The 17708-nt window shown below is 46.0% G+C and carries 16 protein-coding genes, 17 tRNA genes, 2 rRNA genes and 1 riboswitch (1 of these 36 cut by a window edge); of the genes, 6 read left to right on the top strand and 29 right to left on the bottom strand.

Going from position 1 to position 17708, the window contains the following annotated elements; genetic code table 11:
• Window positions 1-60 precede the first annotated feature (60 nt).
• A tRNA-Gly gene (locus NSU05_RS04760) sits at window positions 61-134 on the bottom strand.
• A gap of 193 nt (window positions 135-327) precedes the next feature.
• On the opposite strand from NSU05_RS04760, the gene NSU05_RS04755 reads away from it, so the two are divergent.
• Window positions 328-528, top strand: a complete 201-nt coding sequence (locus NSU05_RS04755; RefSeq protein ID WP_009966860.1) for a helix-turn-helix transcriptional regulator — start codon at window positions 328-330, stop codon at window positions 526-528.
• Window position 529: 1 nt separating this feature from the next.
• Window positions 530-1003, top strand: a complete 474-nt coding sequence (locus NSU05_RS04750; protein WP_038428659.1) for a hypothetical protein — start codon at window positions 530-532, stop codon at window positions 1001-1003.
• Between the two features lie 17 nt (window positions 1004-1020).
• Here the strand turns inward: NSU05_RS04750 and rpsN are convergent, their stop codons facing one another.
• The 6 genes from rpsN to NSU05_RS04720 form a co-directional block, all read right to left on the bottom strand.
• Window positions 1021-1290, bottom strand: a complete 270-nt coding sequence (gene rpsN, locus NSU05_RS04745; protein ID WP_024573218.1) for a 30S ribosomal protein S14 — start codon at window positions 1288-1290, stop codon at window positions 1021-1023.
• A gap of 111 nt (window positions 1291-1401) precedes the next feature.
• The gene (locus NSU05_RS04740; RefSeq protein ID WP_003233457.1) at window positions 1402-1938 is read right to left on the bottom strand and encodes a hypothetical protein; all 537 of its coding nucleotides are present in this window, start codon (window positions 1936-1938) and stop codon (window positions 1402-1404) included.
• A 102-nt stretch (window positions 1939-2040) separates the two neighbouring features.
• Window positions 2041-3171, bottom strand: a complete 1131-nt coding sequence (gene ssuD / locus NSU05_RS04735) for an FMNH2-dependent alkanesulfonate monooxygenase (RefSeq protein WP_038428656.1) — start codon at window positions 3169-3171, stop codon at window positions 2041-2043.
• A 22-nt stretch (window positions 3172-3193) separates the two neighbouring features.
• Window positions 3194-4024, bottom strand: coding sequence for an ABC transporter permease (locus NSU05_RS04730; protein WP_010886451.1), 831 nt, complete (start codon window positions 4022-4024; stop codon window positions 3194-3196).
• Window positions 4021-5019 (bottom strand): aliphatic sulfonate ABC transporter substrate-binding protein, encoded by a 999-nt coding sequence (locus tag NSU05_RS04725; protein WP_024572624.1) that lies wholly within the window; start codon window positions 5017-5019, stop codon window positions 4021-4023. The genes NSU05_RS04730 and NSU05_RS04725 overlap by 4 nt, the downstream gene beginning before the upstream one ends.
• A 17-nt stretch (window positions 5020-5036) precedes the next feature.
• On the bottom strand, window positions 5037-5804 hold the full coding sequence (locus tag NSU05_RS04720; RefSeq protein ID WP_021479704.1) for an ABC transporter ATP-binding protein: 768 nt from the start codon (window positions 5802-5804) through the stop codon (window positions 5037-5039).
• 406 nt (window positions 5805-6210) lie between these two features.
• On the opposite strand from NSU05_RS04720, the gene katA reads away from it, so the two are divergent.
• On the top strand, window positions 6211-7662 hold the full coding sequence (gene katA / locus NSU05_RS04715) for a catalase KatA (RefSeq protein WP_014476225.1): 1452 nt from the start codon (window positions 6211-6213) through the stop codon (window positions 7660-7662).
• A 26-nt stretch (window positions 7663-7688) separates the two neighbouring features.
• On the opposite strand, the gene senS is transcribed toward katA, so the two are convergent.
• Entirely contained in the window at window positions 7689-7886 is a 198-nt protein-coding gene (senS, locus tag NSU05_RS04710; protein ID WP_003245192.1) for a transcriptional regulator SenS, read from the bottom strand.
• Between the two features lie 250 nt (window positions 7887-8136).
• Between senS and NSU05_RS04705 the strand changes: the two genes are divergently transcribed.
• Window positions 8137-9492 (top strand): FAD-binding oxidoreductase, encoded by a 1356-nt coding sequence (locus NSU05_RS04705; RefSeq protein ID WP_038428654.1) that lies wholly within the window; start codon window positions 8137-8139, stop codon window positions 9490-9492.
• A 37-nt stretch (window positions 9493-9529) separates the two neighbouring features.
• Here the strand turns inward: NSU05_RS04705 and thiC are convergent, their stop codons facing one another.
• Both thiC and NSU05_RS04695 read right to left on the bottom strand, forming a co-directional pair.
• Window positions 9530-11302 (bottom strand): phosphomethylpyrimidine synthase ThiC, encoded by a 1773-nt coding sequence (thiC, locus tag NSU05_RS04700; protein ID WP_038428653.1) that lies wholly within the window; start codon window positions 11300-11302, stop codon window positions 9530-9532.
• A gap of 132 nt (window positions 11303-11434) precedes the next feature.
• A riboswitch (TPP riboswitch) is annotated at window positions 11435-11542 on the bottom strand.
• A gap of 69 nt (window positions 11543-11611) precedes the next feature.
• Window positions 11612-12304, bottom strand: coding sequence for a Type 1 glutamine amidotransferase-like domain-containing protein (locus tag NSU05_RS04695; RefSeq protein ID WP_015715544.1), 693 nt, complete (start codon window positions 12302-12304; stop codon window positions 11612-11614).
• Between the two features lie 41 nt (window positions 12305-12345).
• Between NSU05_RS04695 and NSU05_RS04690 the strand changes: the two genes are divergently transcribed.
• Window positions 12346-12618, top strand: coding sequence for a spore coat protein (locus NSU05_RS04690; protein WP_010886449.1), 273 nt, complete (start codon window positions 12346-12348; stop codon window positions 12616-12618).
• 84 nt (window positions 12619-12702) lie between these two features.
• Here the strand turns inward: NSU05_RS04690 and NSU05_RS04685 are convergent, their stop codons facing one another.
• Window positions 12703-12906: a hypothetical protein gene (locus NSU05_RS04685; protein ID WP_003233478.1), complete on the bottom strand. Its 204-nt coding sequence runs from the start codon at window positions 12904-12906 to the stop codon at window positions 12703-12705.
• A gap of 141 nt (window positions 12907-13047) precedes the next feature.
• On the opposite strand from NSU05_RS04685, the gene spo0M reads away from it, so the two are divergent.
• A complete protein-coding gene (spo0M, locus tag NSU05_RS04680; RefSeq protein ID WP_003233481.1) occupies window positions 13048-13824 on the top strand; it encodes a sporulation control protein Spo0M in 777 nt (258 codons plus the stop codon).
• A 78-nt stretch (window positions 13825-13902) separates the two neighbouring features.
• Here spo0M and NSU05_RS04675 read toward each other — a convergent pair.
• The 18 genes from NSU05_RS04675 to NSU05_RS04590 form a co-directional block, all read right to left on the bottom strand.
• Window positions 13903-13984 (bottom strand) — tRNA-Leu (locus tag NSU05_RS04675).
• A 265-nt stretch (window positions 13985-14249) separates the two neighbouring features.
• Window positions 14250-14338 (bottom strand) — tRNA-Leu (locus tag NSU05_RS04670).
• Between the two features lie 7 nt (window positions 14339-14345).
• A tRNA-Cys gene (locus NSU05_RS04665) sits at window positions 14346-14416 on the bottom strand.
• A 5-nt stretch (window positions 14417-14421) separates the two neighbouring features.
• A tRNA-Gly gene (locus NSU05_RS04660) sits at window positions 14422-14496 on the bottom strand.
• Window positions 14497-14545: 49 nt separating this feature from the next.
• Window positions 14546-14617, bottom strand: a tRNA-Gln gene (locus NSU05_RS04655).
• Window positions 14618-14626: 9 nt separating this feature from the next.
• Window positions 14627-14702: transfer RNA gene (locus NSU05_RS04650), tRNA-His, on the bottom strand.
• A gap of 24 nt (window positions 14703-14726) precedes the next feature.
• Window positions 14727-14800 (bottom strand) — tRNA-Trp (locus tag NSU05_RS04645).
• Between the two features lie 5 nt (window positions 14801-14805).
• A tRNA-Tyr gene (locus NSU05_RS04640) sits at window positions 14806-14890 on the bottom strand.
• 22 nt (window positions 14891-14912) lie between these two features.
• A tRNA-Thr gene (locus tag NSU05_RS04635) sits at window positions 14913-14985 on the bottom strand.
• Between the two features lie 5 nt (window positions 14986-14990).
• Window positions 14991-15066: transfer RNA gene (locus tag NSU05_RS04630), tRNA-Phe, on the bottom strand.
• A 12-nt stretch (window positions 15067-15078) separates the two neighbouring features.
• A tRNA-Asp gene (locus NSU05_RS04625) sits at window positions 15079-15155 on the bottom strand.
• 11 nt (window positions 15156-15166) lie between these two features.
• Window positions 15167-15243 (bottom strand) — tRNA-Met (locus NSU05_RS04620).
• Between the two features lie 9 nt (window positions 15244-15252).
• A tRNA-Val gene (locus NSU05_RS04615) sits at window positions 15253-15328 on the bottom strand.
• A gap of 9 nt (window positions 15329-15337) precedes the next feature.
• Window positions 15338-15409, bottom strand: a tRNA-Glu gene (locus NSU05_RS04610).
• A gap of 34 nt (window positions 15410-15443) precedes the next feature.
• Window positions 15444-15535: transfer RNA gene (locus tag NSU05_RS04605), tRNA-Ser, on the bottom strand.
• Window positions 15536-15540: 5 nt separating this feature from the next.
• Window positions 15541-15615, bottom strand: a tRNA-Asn gene (locus NSU05_RS04600).
• A gap of 9 nt (window positions 15616-15624) precedes the next feature.
• Window positions 15625-15740: ribosomal RNA gene (rrf, locus tag NSU05_RS04595) — 5S ribosomal RNA — on the bottom strand.
• 110 nt (window positions 15741-15850) lie between these two features.
• A 23S ribosomal RNA gene (locus NSU05_RS04590) occupies window positions 15851-17708 on the bottom strand (it continues 1070 nt past the right edge of the window).

Genomic DNA, 17708 nt, shown 5'->3' with positions numbered 1-17708 from the left:
TAAAAAAACGCAATACTTCGTTTATCTGAGAAACGAAACACTGCGTTAATAACGTATGTATGGAGCGGGTGATGAGAATCGAACTCACGACATCAGCTTGGAAGGCTGAGGTTTTACCACTAAACTACACCCGCATTTGTGATTGTCAGCAACAGTACCGCTCTGACTTTTTTTATATTACATGTTTATTTATTTTTCGTCAAGGGAATATAAAAATTTTGTCGAAAAAAAGTTATCTTTTTGTAAAGTTGTTAAGTTCCATTTACATAATGTTAAGTATACTATACAATATAATCAATCGAGATTGTGAAGGGGACAGACGTCATGATGAAAAATAAAGTAAAAGAGCTGAGGGCACGCTTCGGCTATTCTCAGGAAAAACTCGGAGAAACGGTCGGCGTCACAAGACAGACTGTGGCAGCGATTGAAAAAGGCGATTATGTTCCCTCACTGCTGTTAGCACTGAAAATCTGCAAAGCCTTCTCCATGAAAATGGAGGATGTCTTTTGGTTAGAGGAGGAAAACTAAGATGAGCATGAAAACAAAAGCAGCTTTTCACCTTGTTTTATTTGGCCTTGCATGCTGGGCGCTGATTTCATACTTTGAAGCCTCAGAAGGCATAGCATCTTTTTTCGGCACAAAGAGCGGCGGGATGGTATTTGAATTAAACCTCACCCCCTTTATTCTGTTTGTTGCGGCGTTTGCGGTTTATTTGTACTTACAGAAAAAAAGCCGCCCTGCCAGAAAGCAGCTTCTTCTGCCTGATGAGTTTGAAGAGCAGGATGAAAGAGAGCAGATGATGACGGCAAAAGCATGTCGCGCGTCATATATCGCTGTCTACTTCTCGCTGCCTGCCGCAGCGGTTCTTCTCATTTTTTATCCGCTTTTTCAATCGCGTATTCCGTTTTTCCCTATTATTATTGTGTTTATCATCATGATCATCCAGCACCTTTCCTACGTCATCTCTTTCAAGAAAAACGAAAAAAACTCCGGCGCGCTGTAATCGGCCGGAGTTTTTTCTTACCAGCTTGCTTTTTTCACACCGGGAATCTGGCCTTTATGGGCCAGCTCCCTGAAAGCGATTCTGGACATTTTAAACTTCCTCATATATGCTCTCGGGCGCCCCGTTACCATGCAGCGGTTGTGAAGCCTTCCCGGTGCTGAATCTCTTGGCAGCTTGCTGAGTGCCTCGTAATCTCCTTTTTCCTTCAACTCGCGTCTAATATCAGCGTATTGCTCAACAAGCTGTTGGCGTTTTAACTCTTTTGCCACTTTTGATTTTTTAGCCAAGTCACATAGCCTCCCTTTAAATCGAAATTGTTACGATTTAAAATGTATCATGCACCATTCAAAAAAGCAAGCATACCGCTTTGTAAAACAGACGGCCTGAAGCCGCCCATTCTAATGATGCAATTCCACATAATACAGTAACGCATCTTGATGCTTAATGAGCTCTTTTTTATGTTCAGAGGTGTGCATTGTCTCGTCAGTCCCTCTAATACTGCTGCCGATCAAAGCAGGCTTCTCGAAAGTAATCGGTTCCGGCGATGAAATATTCTGAGTCATTTCCTGTGTTGTGCTATCGTCACGTTTCACCGATGAATCAGCCGCTATATTTCCCTGTTTATCCACAATGCCAAAATGAATGGTGGTATGTTTATTCTTTCCTTCCCCCTCTTCCTTCTCAAAATAAACAAATTGTATGGTATCGGGTTTTTCCTCTGAATAATCTGCACTAGCCGGTCCAAACCTCTCAACAAGCTTTCCCTTTTGATAATGTTCGATGTACATGTCAGCTGAAGAAACACCTTCACCGATATTGACGGCTTCGGCAGTGAATGCCTGTGAAGCTGCGACATCCATTCTGTTTTTTTCAAGTTCTGATATGTCCGCCGCTTTGATTTCCATCTGTTTTGAATGTCCGCATGCTGACAGCATAGCTATGAGGCAAATGACTGCCGCGCTTCTCAATGTTTTCAGAAAAAAAGCCCCCTTTTTTTGAATATCATACCATGTTTGGGGGCTGTATTTTTATTAAACTCATGCATTTTTCTCTTTGACAAAATAAGTGTTTCCTACCGCTTCTCCCCTTTTGTTCTGAAGCTTTCTCGTCCGATCATTTTCAAACGGCAAAAGCGGAAATACAAGCTCTGCAAAATAATACGCTTCTTCTAAATGCGGATAGCCTGAGAATATAAACGATTCTATGCCGAGTGCCTGGTACTCCGCTATCCGGTCGGCAATCGTCTGCGGATCACCGACAAGAGCTGTTCCTGCCCCTCCTCTGACTAGGCCGATCCCCGCCCACAGATTCGGACTGATTTCAAGCTTCGTCCGATCGCCTTGATGAAGGACGGCCATCCGCTGCTGGCCTGTAGAGTCGTAACGGCTCAAAGCTGCCTGCGCTTTGGCAATGGTGTCATCATCCAAGTGGCTGATCAAGCGCTCTGCCGCTTCCCATGCCTCTTGTTCAGTTTCACGGGCAATGACATGCAGCCTAATGCCAAATCGAACGGATCTCCCTTCTTTTGCCGCTTGCTTTTTGACTCTTTCTATCTTTTCTTTTACTTGTTCAGGCGGCTCCCCCCATGTCAAGTATACGTCTGTATGCTTTGCGGCAGCTTCAATCCCAGCCTGTGACGAACCACCGAAATAGATGGGCGGATGCGGCTCTTGCTGCGGCGGGAAAAGCAGATTGCTGTTTTCCACTTTTATATGCTTTCCTTCATAGGAAACCGTTTCTCCCTGCAAAAGTCTCCGCCAAACGGTTAAAAATTCGTCTGTTGCCTCGTAGCGCTCATCATGGCTGATAAACAGGCCATCGCCTGCCAGCTCATACGGATCGCCCCCTGCCACAACGTTGATCAGCAGCCGCCCGTCTGAAATGCGGTCTAGGGTGGATGTCATTCTGGCTGCCAGAGAAGGCTGCATTAAACCAGGTCTTACCGCGACTAAAAACTTTAAGTCCTTTGTTTCTCCTGCCAGTGCCGACGCTGTAAGCCACGGGTCCTCGCACGATCTTCCCGTTGGCAGAAGAACTCCTGTATATCCCAGCCTGTCTGCCGCCTGCGCGACTTGTTTAAAGTAAAGATGATCCGCAGTCCGTCCATCACTTTCAGATCCTAAATATCTCGCGTCTCCATGAGTCGGTATAAACCAAAGAATTTCCATATTCATCTCCCCTTTATATCTTTTATCCTTCGTAGCTGTTTCTCCACTTTAACAGCTTTCGTTCAAGCAGCCTGACGAAGGAATCCGTCAGCTTTCCAACCACTGCAAAAATGATAATCCCTGCAAAGACTTTATTCGTTTGTGAAAACTGTCTCGCATCCATGATCATATAGCCGACTCCCGAGCTTGAGCCCATCAGCTCTGCCACAACGAGCCCGAGCCATGCAATGCCGAGCGATAAGCGAATGCCTAGCAATATATTGGGCAGGGCTGCCGGCAATATCACTTTGGATATCTGCTGATGCCATTTAAATTCAAGCACCCGGGCGACTTCAAACAGCTTCGCGTCAACCCCGCGGATGCCGTTAAACGTATTGATATAGACAGGAAAGAAGGCACCGAGCGCAATCAGCAAAATTTTAGATACTTCGTCAAATCCGAACCATAAAATAAACAGCGGCGTGACGGCCAGATGAGGTACGGTTCTAAGCATTTGCAACGACGGATCAAGATACAGCTCCGTCCGTTTGGAGAATCCAGCCAAAATCCCGATCATCAATCCAAGCCCCGCGCCAAGCAAAAAACCAAGTGCCGCCCGATAAATGCTGATTTGCAGATGGCCGAACAGTTCGCCGGACAAAATAAGCTCCTTAAAGGTCAGAACAATCGTAACAGGTGTAGGCAGCACTGTAGCGGACACAACCCCCAGCCCGCCGATGACCTGCCAGATGGCAATGATGACAGCGGGCAGTAAAAGCCCCTTCATCCAGCCGTATCTCTTCCTTCCGGGCTTTTTTCGCACCGCTTCCGCATTCGTTTTGGGCAGCGAGCCCGCAGCCTCTGCTTTCATCATTGATCACCTCCTGAGGAATGTTCCTTTAATGCTTTTTTGATAAAAGTGTTATCGACAACATCCTTCACATCAATCTTCTTATCTATCGCCTTTGTTCGAAATTGAAAATCTGCTGTTTCCTGCTGCGCTTTCACAATGTCGTCACTGATGACCTCATTCAGAGGTTCAGTATTTTTCAGCACATTTTCGACGACCTTTTTATCGAGATCTTTAATGTCAGAATACAAGTCCGCTGCTTCATCCAGATGTTCCTTTTGCCATACAACGGCTTTATTAAACACCTTCAGAAAACGGACCACTTCGTCTGGATGCTCCTCTGAAAACTTTGTTCTTACTAAAGTAAAACCCGGGGAATATAAATCTGTGCTTTCTCCGTTCACAAGGATTTTTGCCCCGTGTTTCATTGTTTCTAAGGACAAGTACGGCTCCCAAATGGACCAGGCATCAACAGATCCGTTTTCAAATGCGGAAGCTGCTTCATCAGGCTGAAGCTGAATAATTGTCACATCGTTAGCTGACAACCCCACTTGATCAAGCGCTTTATACAAAAAATCAAACCCGCTGCTGCCTTTAGCGACTGCAATTTTCTTTCCCTTTAAGTCCTTAACGTCCTGAATGCCGCTGTTTTGGTTGACAAGGATGCCGTTCGCTTTCAACCCATCCTGAGATAAGCCAATTTCTTTAAAGTCAATGCCTGCCGCCTGTCCAGCGATCACAGGCGAATTACCGACTTGAGAAAAATCAAGTTTGTCTGCCGCAAGGCCTTCAAATTGGGGCGGACCGCTTTGAAACTCCACCCATTTCACTTTGATGCCTTCTTTTTCAAATGCATCTTCGAACCAGCCTTTTTCTTTTGCGATCAAAAGCGGGCTTAAGCTTTGCTGAATACCAATACGTATTTCCTTCAATTGTTTGTGGTCACCGCTGGCTCCATTTGCTCCACAGCCTGCGAGCAGAAAAATAACGGCAACCAATACAATGAGTCCTTTTTTCATTTCCGCTTCCGCCCTTTCTATATCCCTGATCCTTCTGCGTACTCCAAATCTTCTGTTTTCTCGAATTCCGACAGCACTCTCTGTCTGATCGCTTGGAAATCCGGAGTCGTCCGGTTTCGCGGATACGCCAGGTGAATGGGCATCAGCTTATGGATTTTCCCCGGTTTGGCCTTAAGGATCGCAAGCTCATTTCCTAAATAAACAGATTCATCTATATCATGAGTCACGAGAATCATCGTTGTTTTTTTCCTCCTCCATATATCCAGCAGCACGTCCTGCAGGTGTTTTCTTGTAAAAGCGTCGAGTGCACCAAACGGTTCATCTAAAAGCAGCACCTCAGGCTCCCGCAGAAGGGCCCGGGCGATGGCTACTCTCTGTGACATGCCGCCTGACAGCTCGCGCGGATATGCTTTTTCCGATCCTTTCAATCTGACAATCTCGATCAGTTCATCCACCTTTTGTTTGACTTTTGGGTCCTTCAAATTCAAGTCGGCTGCAATATTCTGCTCAACAGTCAGCCAAGGAAAGAGGCGGTGTTCCTGAAAAATAAATCCTTGCTGAATACCCGGAGCTGTTACGCTGCGGCCGTTAATTTCAACACTCCCGTCATATTCAGAATCAAGCCCTGCAATAATCTTTAACAGGGTGCTTTTTCCGCACCCGCTCGGTCCGATAAGCGTTAGAAATTCGCCTGGTGCGATTGATAATTCTATGTTCTCTAAGACCGTGTTTTTGCGGCCCTCTTGAACAAATGCCTTTTCTTTGATGCTGATGGTCACAGCCACTTTTATCCCTCTCTTTCTGCCAACCCCGCCTTCAAAAAAAACAAAAAGGCCCCCATCTCTGTTCTTGTAGAGATGAGAGCCTTCGGCGGTCCGATCAGCTGCCCAATTGTTTTTTGTTTGAATAACATGTTAATTCAAATTATTCCGATATGTCAACTCTTTTTTAAATACGATTTTTGATATCCTTGTTTATCACTTACTCTGCTTGTTTCGCAAATAGAGAAGGAAAAATTATTTCTTCAAAAATTATCAAGTGCCATAAAAAGCTGTTCCAACAAGGTTTTTCCACACTTTCAATACTAGATATCGCTTAATAGAGATAACTATTTTATAATAATTATAAAATAATATTGACTTTTTACTTAGAGATGATATTATGTTCTTATAAATTCCAAGAGGTGATAACATGAGTTCAAATAAACTGACAACTAGCTGGGGCGCTCCGGTTGGAGATAATCAAAACTCAATGACTGCCGGTTCTCGCGGACCAACTTTAATTCAAGATGTACATTTACTCGAAAAATTGGCCCATTTCAACCGAGAACGTGTTCCTGAACGTGTTGTTCACGCCAAAGGAGCAGGCGCACACGGATATTTTGAAGTGACAAACGACGTAACAAAATACACGAAAGCCGCTTTCCTTTCTGAAGTCGGCAAACGCACACCGTTGTTCATCCGTTTCTCAACAGTTGCCGGTGAACTTGGCTCTGCTGACACAGTTCGCGACCCGCGCGGATTTGCTGTTAAATTTTATACTGAAGAAGGAAACTACGACATCGTCGGCAACAATACGCCTGTATTCTTTATCCGCGATGCGATTAAGTTCCCTGATTTCATCCATACACAAAAAAGAGATCCAAAAACACACCTGAAAAACCCAACGGCTGTATGGGATTTCTGGTCACTTTCACCAGAGTCACTTCACCAAGTGACAATCCTGATGTCTGACCGCGGAATTCCTGCAACACTTCGCCACATGCACGGCTTCGGAAGCCATACATTCAAATGGACAAATGCCGAAGGCGAAGGCGTATGGATTAAATATCATTTTAAAACGGAACAAGGCGTGAAAAACCTTGATGTCAATACGGCAGCAAAAATTGCCGGTGAAAACCCTGATTACCATACAGAAGACCTTTTCAATGCAATCGAAAACGGTGATTATCCTGCATGGAAACTATATGTGCAAATCATGCCTTTAGAAGATGCAAACACGTACCGTTTCGATCCGTTTGATGTCACAAAAGTTTGGTCTCAAAAAGACTACCCGTTAATCGAGGTCGGACGCATGGTTCTAGACAGAAATCCGGAAAACTACTTTGCAGAGGTAGAACAAGCGACATTTTCACCTGGAACACTCGTGCCTGGTATTGATGTTTCACCGGATAAAATGCTTCAAGGCCGACTGTTTGCTTATCATGATGCACACCGTTACCGTGTCGGTGCAAACCATCAAGCGCTGCCAATCAACCGCGCACGCAACAAAGTAAACAATTATCAGCGTGATGGACAAATGCGCTTTGACGATAACGGCGGCGGGTCTGTGTATTACGAGCCTAACAGCTTCGGCGGTCCAAAAGAGTCACCTGAGGATAAGCAAGCAGCATATCCGGTACAAGGTATCGCTGACAGCGTAAGCTACGATCACAACGATCACTACACTCAAGCCGGTGATCTGTATCGTTTAATGAGTGAAGATGAACGTACCCGCCTTGTTGAAAATATCGTTAATGCTATGAAGCCGGTAGAAAAAGAAGAAATCAAGCTGCGCCAAATCGAGCACTTCTACAAAGCGGATCCTGAATACGGAAAACGCGTGGCAGAAGGCCTTGGATTGCCGATTAAAAAAGATGCTTAATGTAGAAATGCAAAAACCCGCTGTAGTCAGCGGGTTTTTTTATATTTAGTTACACATTGCGTATGCTTCTCATCAATCTTCATATAAATTTCTTCCATGAGCTCCGCGCTGTTTATAATCTCTCGTTTGTTTTTTTCAATCAGCAGCTCAAGCGGCAAAATCTGATTCCCGTAGGTTTTTCGCTTCCTGAATCGTTTTCTCCCCTTTTCTTTTTTGACTCCCATCAATAATCCCTCCTTTTTCATACAAAAAAGGCCCTTATCTAAACGATAAGAGCCTTCGGTGTTCCGATCAGCGCGATAAATTTGAAAAATTTGTACTGACCATGTTAATTCATACAATACCGACCTGTCAACTATTTTTTAAGGGTGTTGACACTGTATCAGATTGCATCCCCGCTTTTTCCTTATACACTCTTTTCCCCTGACGCATAAGCTAGAGAAACTAGAATACGAGAGAAAGAGATGTGGGAGTGTGGAAAAGACAAAATTGACAGGACGTATCGTGACACGGGATGATCCGGACTATAACGAAGCAAGAACCAATATTAACCTAAGCTTAGAAAGGTATCCTGACATCATTGTGTTTTGCCAAAACAAACAGGATGCACTCAATGCGCTGAAATGGGCGCGTGAAAACCGTGTGCCTTTCCGTATTAGAGGCGGCAGACACAGCTATGAGAACTTTTCCCTTTTAAATAACGGTCTTGTTATTGATTTAAGCGAGATGAAAAAAATAACTGTGAATCAGGATAAAAAGCTGGCCTATATTGAAGCGGGGGCTGAATTGGGAGAAGTCTATCGGACACTTTGGCAATACGGCCTGACACTTCCCGCAGGCACCATTGCCAATGTAGGGCTCACAGGTTTAACTCTCGGAGGGGGAATTGGACTTTTAACAAGGGCTGCCGGCCTTACTTGCGACAGCCTCGTGCAGCTTGAGATGATCGTAGCAGACGAAAAAGAGGGCGCTGATCTGATTACAGTCAGCTGTTCAAATCATCCAGACTTATTTTGGGCGTCTCAGGGAGGCGGAGGAGGCAATTTCGGCATAGTCACCTCCATGACATTTAAAGCAGTGCCCATCTCTCAAGTGTCGATTTTTTCTATAACATGGGGATGGGATGATTTTGAGGAAGTATTTAACACGTGGCAGCACTGGGCCCCGTATACAGATGACCGGCTTACATCATCAATAGAGTTTTGGCCTAAAGAAGTAAACCGCATAGAAGCCCTCGGCCAATTTGTCGGTCCAAAAACAGAGTTAAAAAAACTGTTAAAGCCTTTATTGAAAGCAGGAAGCCCAACAAGCGGAATGGTAAAAACAATGCCGTTCATCGAAGCGGTAACCTTTTTTAACAGCCCGGGAGGCAATCAGCCTCAAAAAATGAAACGCTCCGGCTCTTTCATTGAAAAGCCATTATCAGAACGTGCGATTACAACAATAAAACACTTTTTAGAGCACGCTCCGAATCAAAACGCCAGTGTCTGGCAGCAAGCACTCGGCGGGGCAGCCGGACGGATCGCTCCTGACCAAACGGCATTTTATTATCGTGATGCAATCATTGCCCAGGAATACTTAACAAACTGGACATCCCCTGGAGAAAAAAGACAAAACGTCCGCTGGATTGAGGGGCTGAGAACGTCCCTTTCGAGAGAAACGATGGGAGACTACGTAAATTGGCCAGATATCGAAATCAGAAATTGGCCAAGAACATATTACGGCGAAAACGTTGAACGACTCCGCCGTGTCAAAACGAAATATGATCCAGAAAATGTTTTCCGCTTTGAACAGAGTATTCCTCCGCTTCGACGCTCTCTGTTTTTCTAAAAAAATGAAGATGGAGCATTCTCCATCTTCATCTTTTTTATTGATATAAATTGCTTCCCGTATCGACAAACTCTTTTGCTTTTTCTTTTAATCCTTTATTTATGGCTTCTGCTTCACTGAGATCGTTTTTCTTCGCATAATCCCGAATATCCTGTGAAATTCTCATGCTGCAAAATTTCGGACCACACATGGAACAAAAGTGAGCAGTTTTTGCTCCTTCAGCAGGCAGGGTTTCATCATGGTATTCAAGGGCTCTCTCCGGATCAAGAGATAAATTAAACTGATCCCGCCAGCGGAATTCAAAACGGGCTTTCGATAACGCATCATCCCGGATTTGCGCTCCGGGATGCCCTTTTGCAAGGTCCGCAGCGTGCGCAGCGATCTTATATGTAATGACTCCTTCACGAACATCATCACGGTTTGGCAGCCCCAAATGCTCCTTCGGCGTTACATAACAAAGCATTGCTGTCCCGTACCAACCGATCATCGCCGCTCCGATCGCTGAAGTAATATGGTCATATCCCGGAGCAATATCCGTTGTCAACGGCCCCAATGTGTAAAAAGGCGCTTCTTTACAAATGTCCATTTGTTTATCGACGTTCTCTTTGATTTTATGCATCGGAACATGTCCAGGACCCTCAATCATCACCTGAACATCATGCTTCCAGGCAATTTGCGTCAGCTCTCCAAGCGTCTCTAATTCAGCAAACTGCGCTTCGTCATTGGCATCAGCAATTGATCCGGGACGCAAACCATCCCCAAGAGAGAAAGCAATATCATACATTTTCATAATCTCACATATTTCTTCAAAATGTGTGTATAAAAAGCTTTCTTGATGATGAGCCAGACACCACTGCGCCATAATCGCTCCCCCGCGTGACACAATACCAGTTGTCCGTTTGGCAGTCAGCGGTACATACCTAAGCAAAACACCCGCGTGAATCGTAAAATAATCCACTCCCTGTTCTGCCTGCTCGATTAGCGTATCACGATAAATCTCCCACGTTAAATCCTCCGCTACGCCGTTTACTTTTTCAAGCGCCTGATAAATCGGAACAGTTCCCACAGGCACGGGGCAATTGCGGATAATCCATTCACGCGTCGTATGAATATCTTTTCCGGTAGAGAGATCCATCATCGTATCCGCTCCCCAGCGGATGGCCCACGTCATTTTTTCCACTTCTTCTTCAATGGATGACGTAACCGCTGAATTCCCGATATTCGCATTAATCTTCACATGAAAATTCCGGCCGATAATCATTGGCTCACTTTCAGGGTGATTAATGTTTGAAGGAATAATCGCCCGGCCGCTGGCTACCTCGTCTCTGACGAATTCAGGAGACACATGCTCACGAATGGCGATAAATTCCATCTCAGGTGTAATGATCCCCTTTTTTGCATAGTGCATTTGTGTGACATTTTGACCTGCCTTCGCCCTCAGCGGTTTCCGCTTTAATCCTGGGTAGCTTACGTTTGGATTTGCTTTTTTATAACCGTTATCTTCTGGTTTTATAGCCCGACCTTCATACTCTTCCACGTCACCGCGCTGTGTAATCCATTTTTGGCGGAGCGGCTTTAATCCTTCTTGAATATTAATGGTTACTTCAGGATCCGTATACGGTCCGCTTGTATCATAGACACGCACAGGCGCGTTTTCCTCTTCGCCGAACGATCCCGTCGTCGGACTCAATGCAATCTCCCTCATCGGCACTTGGATGTCCGAAGAAGAACCCTCCACGTATACCTTCTTGCTGCCTGAAAAACTTGACATAATGGAAATGTTGGCTTGCTGCACTGAATTGTTTTGCATTACTTTTCCTTCCCCTCTCTACGTTTGAAAGGACAAAATCAAGCCCATAACCAGCACAAAAAACCGGATTCATATAAATGAACCCGGTTACAGTCAGAAAGAAACATATTATTGCCCAGCACGACAATAACAAAAACAATTCCTCTACTTCCCCACGCTGGTACGAACCAGATCAGGTCCAAAGGGTTAAGAAGCTTGCCTTCTCTCTCAGCCCGAAAGCGGGCACCCCCAGTAACTATTGATTTCGCACTCATCTTATCATAAAATCAATCTGAAAAAAAGAGGAATATAGATAATATTCAGCCAATTTCACCCTAAATATTTGACCGGCAACGGGATTTCAGCTATTTCATGTTCAGCCATCATCACCCGATATGCCTTTGCACCCGACCTTGAACTCACAGTCTGAAACAGCTGATCATTTATGAAATGGAGAGCAGCCCCATCATCCGCTGCATAGCCACTGCATAAGAACTTGTTAGATATCAGCTGGTGGTATGCCGGTCTCCGATCCTTTTCCCCGTCATAATGGGGACAAAAGCTCCCTTGCAAAAAACCTAAACTTTTCAAACTTGTCAGCGGTCCGGCTGAATCTGTCACCCCTTCTTCAAACCAGCAGATCGCACCGGCACTTATTCCAGCTACAACCACACCGTTCTTCCATGCTTCCCTGAGAATATGGTCCAGCCCCCACTCTTTCCATAACACAAGTAAATTCCGCGTATTTCCCCCGCCAACATAAATCACGTCCATTTCCATAACAAAAGAAGCTAAATCTGATGATGGTGGCTTAAACAAAGATAAATGAGACGGCACGCAATCCAATGTTTGAAATGCATGATAAAACCGCTGAATATAGTTTTGGGAATCTCCGCTCGCCGTCGGCAAAAAACAAATACGAGGCTGCTCTCGTTTTGATTGATTGAGGATATATTGATCGAGGGACAAATTATCCGGCTCCATCGAAAAACCCCCGCCCCCCATCGCAATAATCTGCTTCATCATCACACCCCCCAACAAAATTTGTTGCTTATTATAGCATTTTGTATAGAAGCAAGAAACAAAGTCAAATACTTTCTTATCAGGAGCTGCTAAAAAAACAAAGGAGGTGGTTTCCCATTGAACAAAGTCTTTGTCCCAAAGATATTCTTGATTTGTTAACAACAATAAAAACCAGCATTAACAAATACACTGTCGCAACAACAGCAACCGAAAATCCCCACATCAGAAGAGCATTGCATGATCAATTAGATACAGCTGTTTATCTCCATGATGAACTGTCAGATCTTCTGTTAGAAAAGGGGTGGCTCGGGTGAGCAATTCCAAATCGATTCGCTTTTATCTTACAGCAAAGACCACAAAAAGAGACGGGATCTCAAAGATGAGATGCCGTCTCTTTTTTATTGCTCCACTCTTCTTAAAGCCTCATTTACCGTTTCTTTTATAAACACGTCTTCACCGCTTAATCGGTCTAAACTGAGATCTCCGTTTCTCAGCCTTTCGGAAATATTGTTTATATCCTCCTCTACTGTGATTTGCAGCTCACCAGCCAAAAACATTCTGTGTAATTCATCTGCAACCAAACTTTCTTTATTCACTTCCATCCACTCCTTTATTCTCAATATTATTCTTAGTCTGTCCCTAGGCCGAGACGAATAATAGGAAAAAAGTATGAATCAAACGAATCTTTTTTCCTCCTTCTTACGTATATCTGTTGAGAAAAAAGAAAAAGGGGAAGATCTAACATGTCATTTTTTAAGAAGCTTGCGGCAAGTGCCGGAATTGGAGCTGCAAAAGTAGATACAATTTTAGAAAAAGACGCATATTTTCCAGGAGAAGAAGTACAGGGAACGGTACATGTCAAAGGCGGAAAAATCGCTCAGGACATCCGTTATATCGATTTACAGCTTAGCACACGGTATGTCATTGTAAAAGACGATGAAGAGCACCGGAAATACGCTACAATTCATTCTTTCCGGGTCACTGGTTCATTTACCATACAGCCTGGTGAAGAGCATCAATTTCCGTTCACATTCACTCTGCCTCTAGATACGCCGATCACTGTAGGGAAAGTAGAGGTTGCCGTGGTGACAGACCTTGACATTCAAGGCGGTATCGATAAATCCGATCATGACCGCATTTTCGTTGAAGCGCACCCTTGGATTGAAAATGTGCTTGAAGCAATCGAAAACCTGGGCTTCCGTCTTAACGAAGCAGACTGCGAACAAGCGCCCTACTTCCAGCGTCGTCTTCCGTTCGTTCAAGAATTCGAATTCGTTCCGACTTCCGGATATTATCGTCAGATGCTTGATGAATTAGAGCTCATTTTCCTTTTAGACGAAGACGGTTTGGAAATCATTTTCGAAGTCGACCGCAGAGCAAGAGGACTCCGAGGGTGGTTGGAAGAGATGTATAATGACGGAGAACAGCTTGTACGCGTCCGTTTCAGCCAATCAGAGCTTGAAGATACAGAAGAGCTAGAAGAGGTGCTAGAAGAGATCCTAGACCAATACGCTGAGTAAGTATAAAAAGGAGCCTCGGCTCCTTTTCTTTAATAAAAAATAAAAACCCGTTTCTGTTAAGAAACGGGTTTTTCAGTATACCGGTGGTCGGGGTCGAACCGACACTCCAGAAGGAACACGATTTTGAGTCGTGCGCGTCTGCCAATTCCGCCACACCGGCAAGTTTTACGTCGTATCTAACCGACGAATATAAATATATCATGGATCTCATAAAGTGTCAACGTATTTCAAAAAAGTTTTTATGGAAATATAAAATAAAAGTGTTGAAAGACTAGCTATACAGCCGCTTTATAATAGGCCTCGGAACTTAACTTGTTATGATAAATCAAAGCATTAAAAAAATGATCTACTTATGTAGATCATTAATATGATTAGTTATAATGATAAAACACAAACACCAATTCAACTTACCATGTAAGTAAAATTGGTGCCGAGGGCCGGACTTGAACCGGCACGGTAGTCACCTACCGCAGGATTTTAAGTCCTGTGTGTCTGCCAATTCCACCACCCCGGCAATAAGAAGGCGACACCCGGATTCGAACCGGGGATAAAGGTTTTGCAGACCTCTGCCTTACCACTTGGCTATGCCGCCGTAATTGGAGCGGAAGACGGGATTCGAACCCGCGACCCCCACCTTGGCAAGGTGGTGTTCTACCACTGAACTACTTCCGCATTTTTAATGGACTTAATACATTATATGCAGTTGATATAAAAAGTGAGACTGGGCTAGCTGGATTCGAACCAACGCATGACGGAGTCAAAGTCCGTTGCCTTACCGCTTGGCTATAGCCCAATGATAATATGGGGCGATTGATGGGAATCGAACCCACGAGTGCCAGAGCCACAATCTGGTGCGTTAACCACTTCGCCACAACCGCCATAATCTCAAGATGTCATAAATTTGGCAGGGGCAGTAGGAATCGAACCCACACCGGAGGTTTTGGAGACCTCTGTTCTACCGTTAAACTATGCCCCTATAAATGGTGGAGGGGGGCAGATTCGAACTGCCGAACCCTGAGGGAGCGGATTTACAGTCCGCCGCGTTTAGCCACTTCGCTACCCCTCCACATTAAATTTTGAAAAAACAGTGCCGGCAAGAGGACTTGAACCCCCAACCTACTGATTACAAGTCAGTTGCTCTACCAATTGAGCTACACCGGCATAGGTGGTGGCTCGGGACGGAATCGAACCGCCGACACACGGATTTTCAGTCCGTTGCTCTACCAACTGAGCTACCGAGCCTAAGTATTCAAATGGCGGTCCGGACGGGACTCGAACCCGCGACCTCCTGCGTGACAGGCAGGCATTCTAACCAACTGAACTACCGGACCATTTTAAAATTTGGTTGCGGGGGCAGGATTTGAACCTGCGACCTTCGGGTTATGAGCCCGACGAGCTACCGAACTGCTCCACCCCGCGATGATATAATGGTGGAGGATGACGGGCTCGAACCGCCGACCCTCTGCTTGTAAGGCAGATGCTCTCCCAGCTGAGCTAATCCTCCATCATATAATGACCCGTACGGGATTCGAACCCGTGTTACCGCCGTGAAAGGGCGGTGTCTTAACCGCTTGACCAACGGGCCCAGACTTTCAATTGTAATTATGTATAAGTATCAGTGGCGGAGAGCAAGGGATTCGAACCCTTGAGACGGAGTTGACCGCCTACACGATTTCCAATCGTGCTCCTTCGACCACTCGGACAGCTCTCCAATAATGGCTCCGCAGGTAGGATTCGAACCTACGACCGATCGGTTAACAGCCGATAGCTCTACCACTGAGCTACTGCGGAATGAAGTCTGCCTGGCGATGTCCTACTCTCACAGGGGGAAACCCCCGACTACCATCGGCGCTGAAGAGCTTAACTTCCGTGTTCGGCATGGGAACGGGTGTGACCTCTTCGCCATCATCACCAGACAATTTCAGTGACATTTAACATTGTACTATGTATTCTTGAGAAAATCAAGTGTTTTTTTAAAAAACTTATTCTCTCAAAACTAAATAACAGGTGTGACATCATTCAAAATGTGGTTAAGTCCTCGATCGATTAGTATCTGTCAGCTCCATGTGTCGCCACACTTCCACCTCAGACCTATCAACCTGATCATCTTTCAGGGATCTTACTTCCTTGCGGAATGGGAAATCTCATCTTGAGGGGGGCTTCATGCTTAGATGCTTTCAGCACTTATCCCGTCCGCACATAGCTACCCAGCGATGCCCTTGGCAGAACAACTGGTACACCAGCGGTGCGTCCATCCCGGTCCTCTCGTACTAAGGACAGCTCCTCTCAAATTTCCTGCGCCCGCGACGGATAGGGACCGAACTGTCTCACGACGTTCTGAACCCAGCTCGCGTACCGCTTTAATGGGCGAACAGCCCAACCCTTGGGACCGACTACAGCCCCAGGATGCGATGAGCCGACATCGAGGTGCCAAACCTCCCCGTCGATGTGGACTCTTGGGGGAGATAAGCCTGTTATCCCCGGGGTAGCTTTTATCCGTTGAGCGATGGCCCTTCCATGCGGAACCACCGGATCACTAAGCCCGACTTTCGTCCCTGCTCGACTTGTAGGTCTCGCAGTCAAGCTCCCTTGTGCCTTTACACTCTGCGAATGATTTCCAACCATTCTGAGGGAACCTTTGGGCGCCTCCGTTACCTTTTAGGAGGCGACCGCCCCAGTCAAACTGCCCACCTGACACTGTCTCCCCGCCCGATAAGGGCGGCGGGTTAGAAGGTCAATACAGCCAGGGTAGTATCCCACCGATGCCTCCACCGAAGCTGGCGCTCCGGTTTCCAAGGCTCCTACCTATCCTGTACAAGCTGTACCAACATTCAATATCAGGCTGCAGTAAAGCTCCACGGGGTCTTTCCGTCCTGTCGCGGGTAACCTGCATCTTCACAGGTACTATAATTTCACCGAGTCTCTCGTTGAGACAGTGCCCAGATCGTTGCGCCTTTCGTGCGGGTCGGAACTTACCCGACAAGGAATTTCGCTACCTTAGGACCGTTATAGTTACGGCCGCCGTTTACTGGGGCTTCAATTCGCACCTTCGCTTACGCTAAGCGCTCCTCTTAACCTTCCAGCACCGGGCAGGCGTCAGCCCCTATACTTCGCCTTACGGCTTCGCAGAGACCTGTGTTTTTGCTAAACAGTCGCCTGGGCCTATTCACTGCGGCTCTCTCGGGCTTGCACCCTAACAGAGCACCCCTTCTCCCGAAGTTACGGGGTCATTTTGCCGAGTTCCTTAACGAGAGTTCTCTCGATCACCTTAGGATTCTCTCCTCGCCTACCTGTGTCGGTTTGCGGTACGGGCACCTCTCACCTCGCTAGAGGCTTTTCTTGGCAGTGTGGAATCAGGAACTTCGCTACTATATTTCGCTCGCCATCACAGCTCAGCCTTATGGGAAACGGATTTGCCTATTTCCCAGCCTAACTGCTTGGACGCGGATATCCAATACCGCGCTTACCCTATCCTCCTGCGTCCCCCCATTGCTCAAATGGTGAGGAGGTGGTACAGGAATATCAACCTGTTGTCCATCGCCTACGCCTTTCGGCCTCGGCTTAGGTCCCGACTAACCCTGAGCGGACGAGCCTTCCTCAGGAAACCTTAGGCATTCGGTGGAGGGGATTCTCACCCCTCTTTCGCTACTCATACCGGCATTCTCACTTCTAAGCGCTCCACCAGTCCTTCCGGTCTGGCTTCACAGCCCTTAGAACGCTCTCCTACCACTGTTCGAAGAACAGTCCGCAGCTTCGGTGATACGTTTAGCCCCGGTACATTTTCGGCGCAGAGTCACTCGACCAGTGAGCTATTACGCACTCTTTAAATGGTGGCTGCTTCTAAGCCAACATCCTGGTTGTCTAAGCAACTCCACATCCTTTTC

The organism is Bacillus sp. EU52 (genome assembly GCF_037964975.1).
Classification (GTDB): domain Bacteria; phylum Bacillota; class Bacilli; order Bacillales; family Bacillaceae; genus Bacillus; species Bacillus subtilis.
Note: the sequence above shows the minus strand (reverse complement) of the source record. Positions and strands in the feature narration are given on the sequence as shown.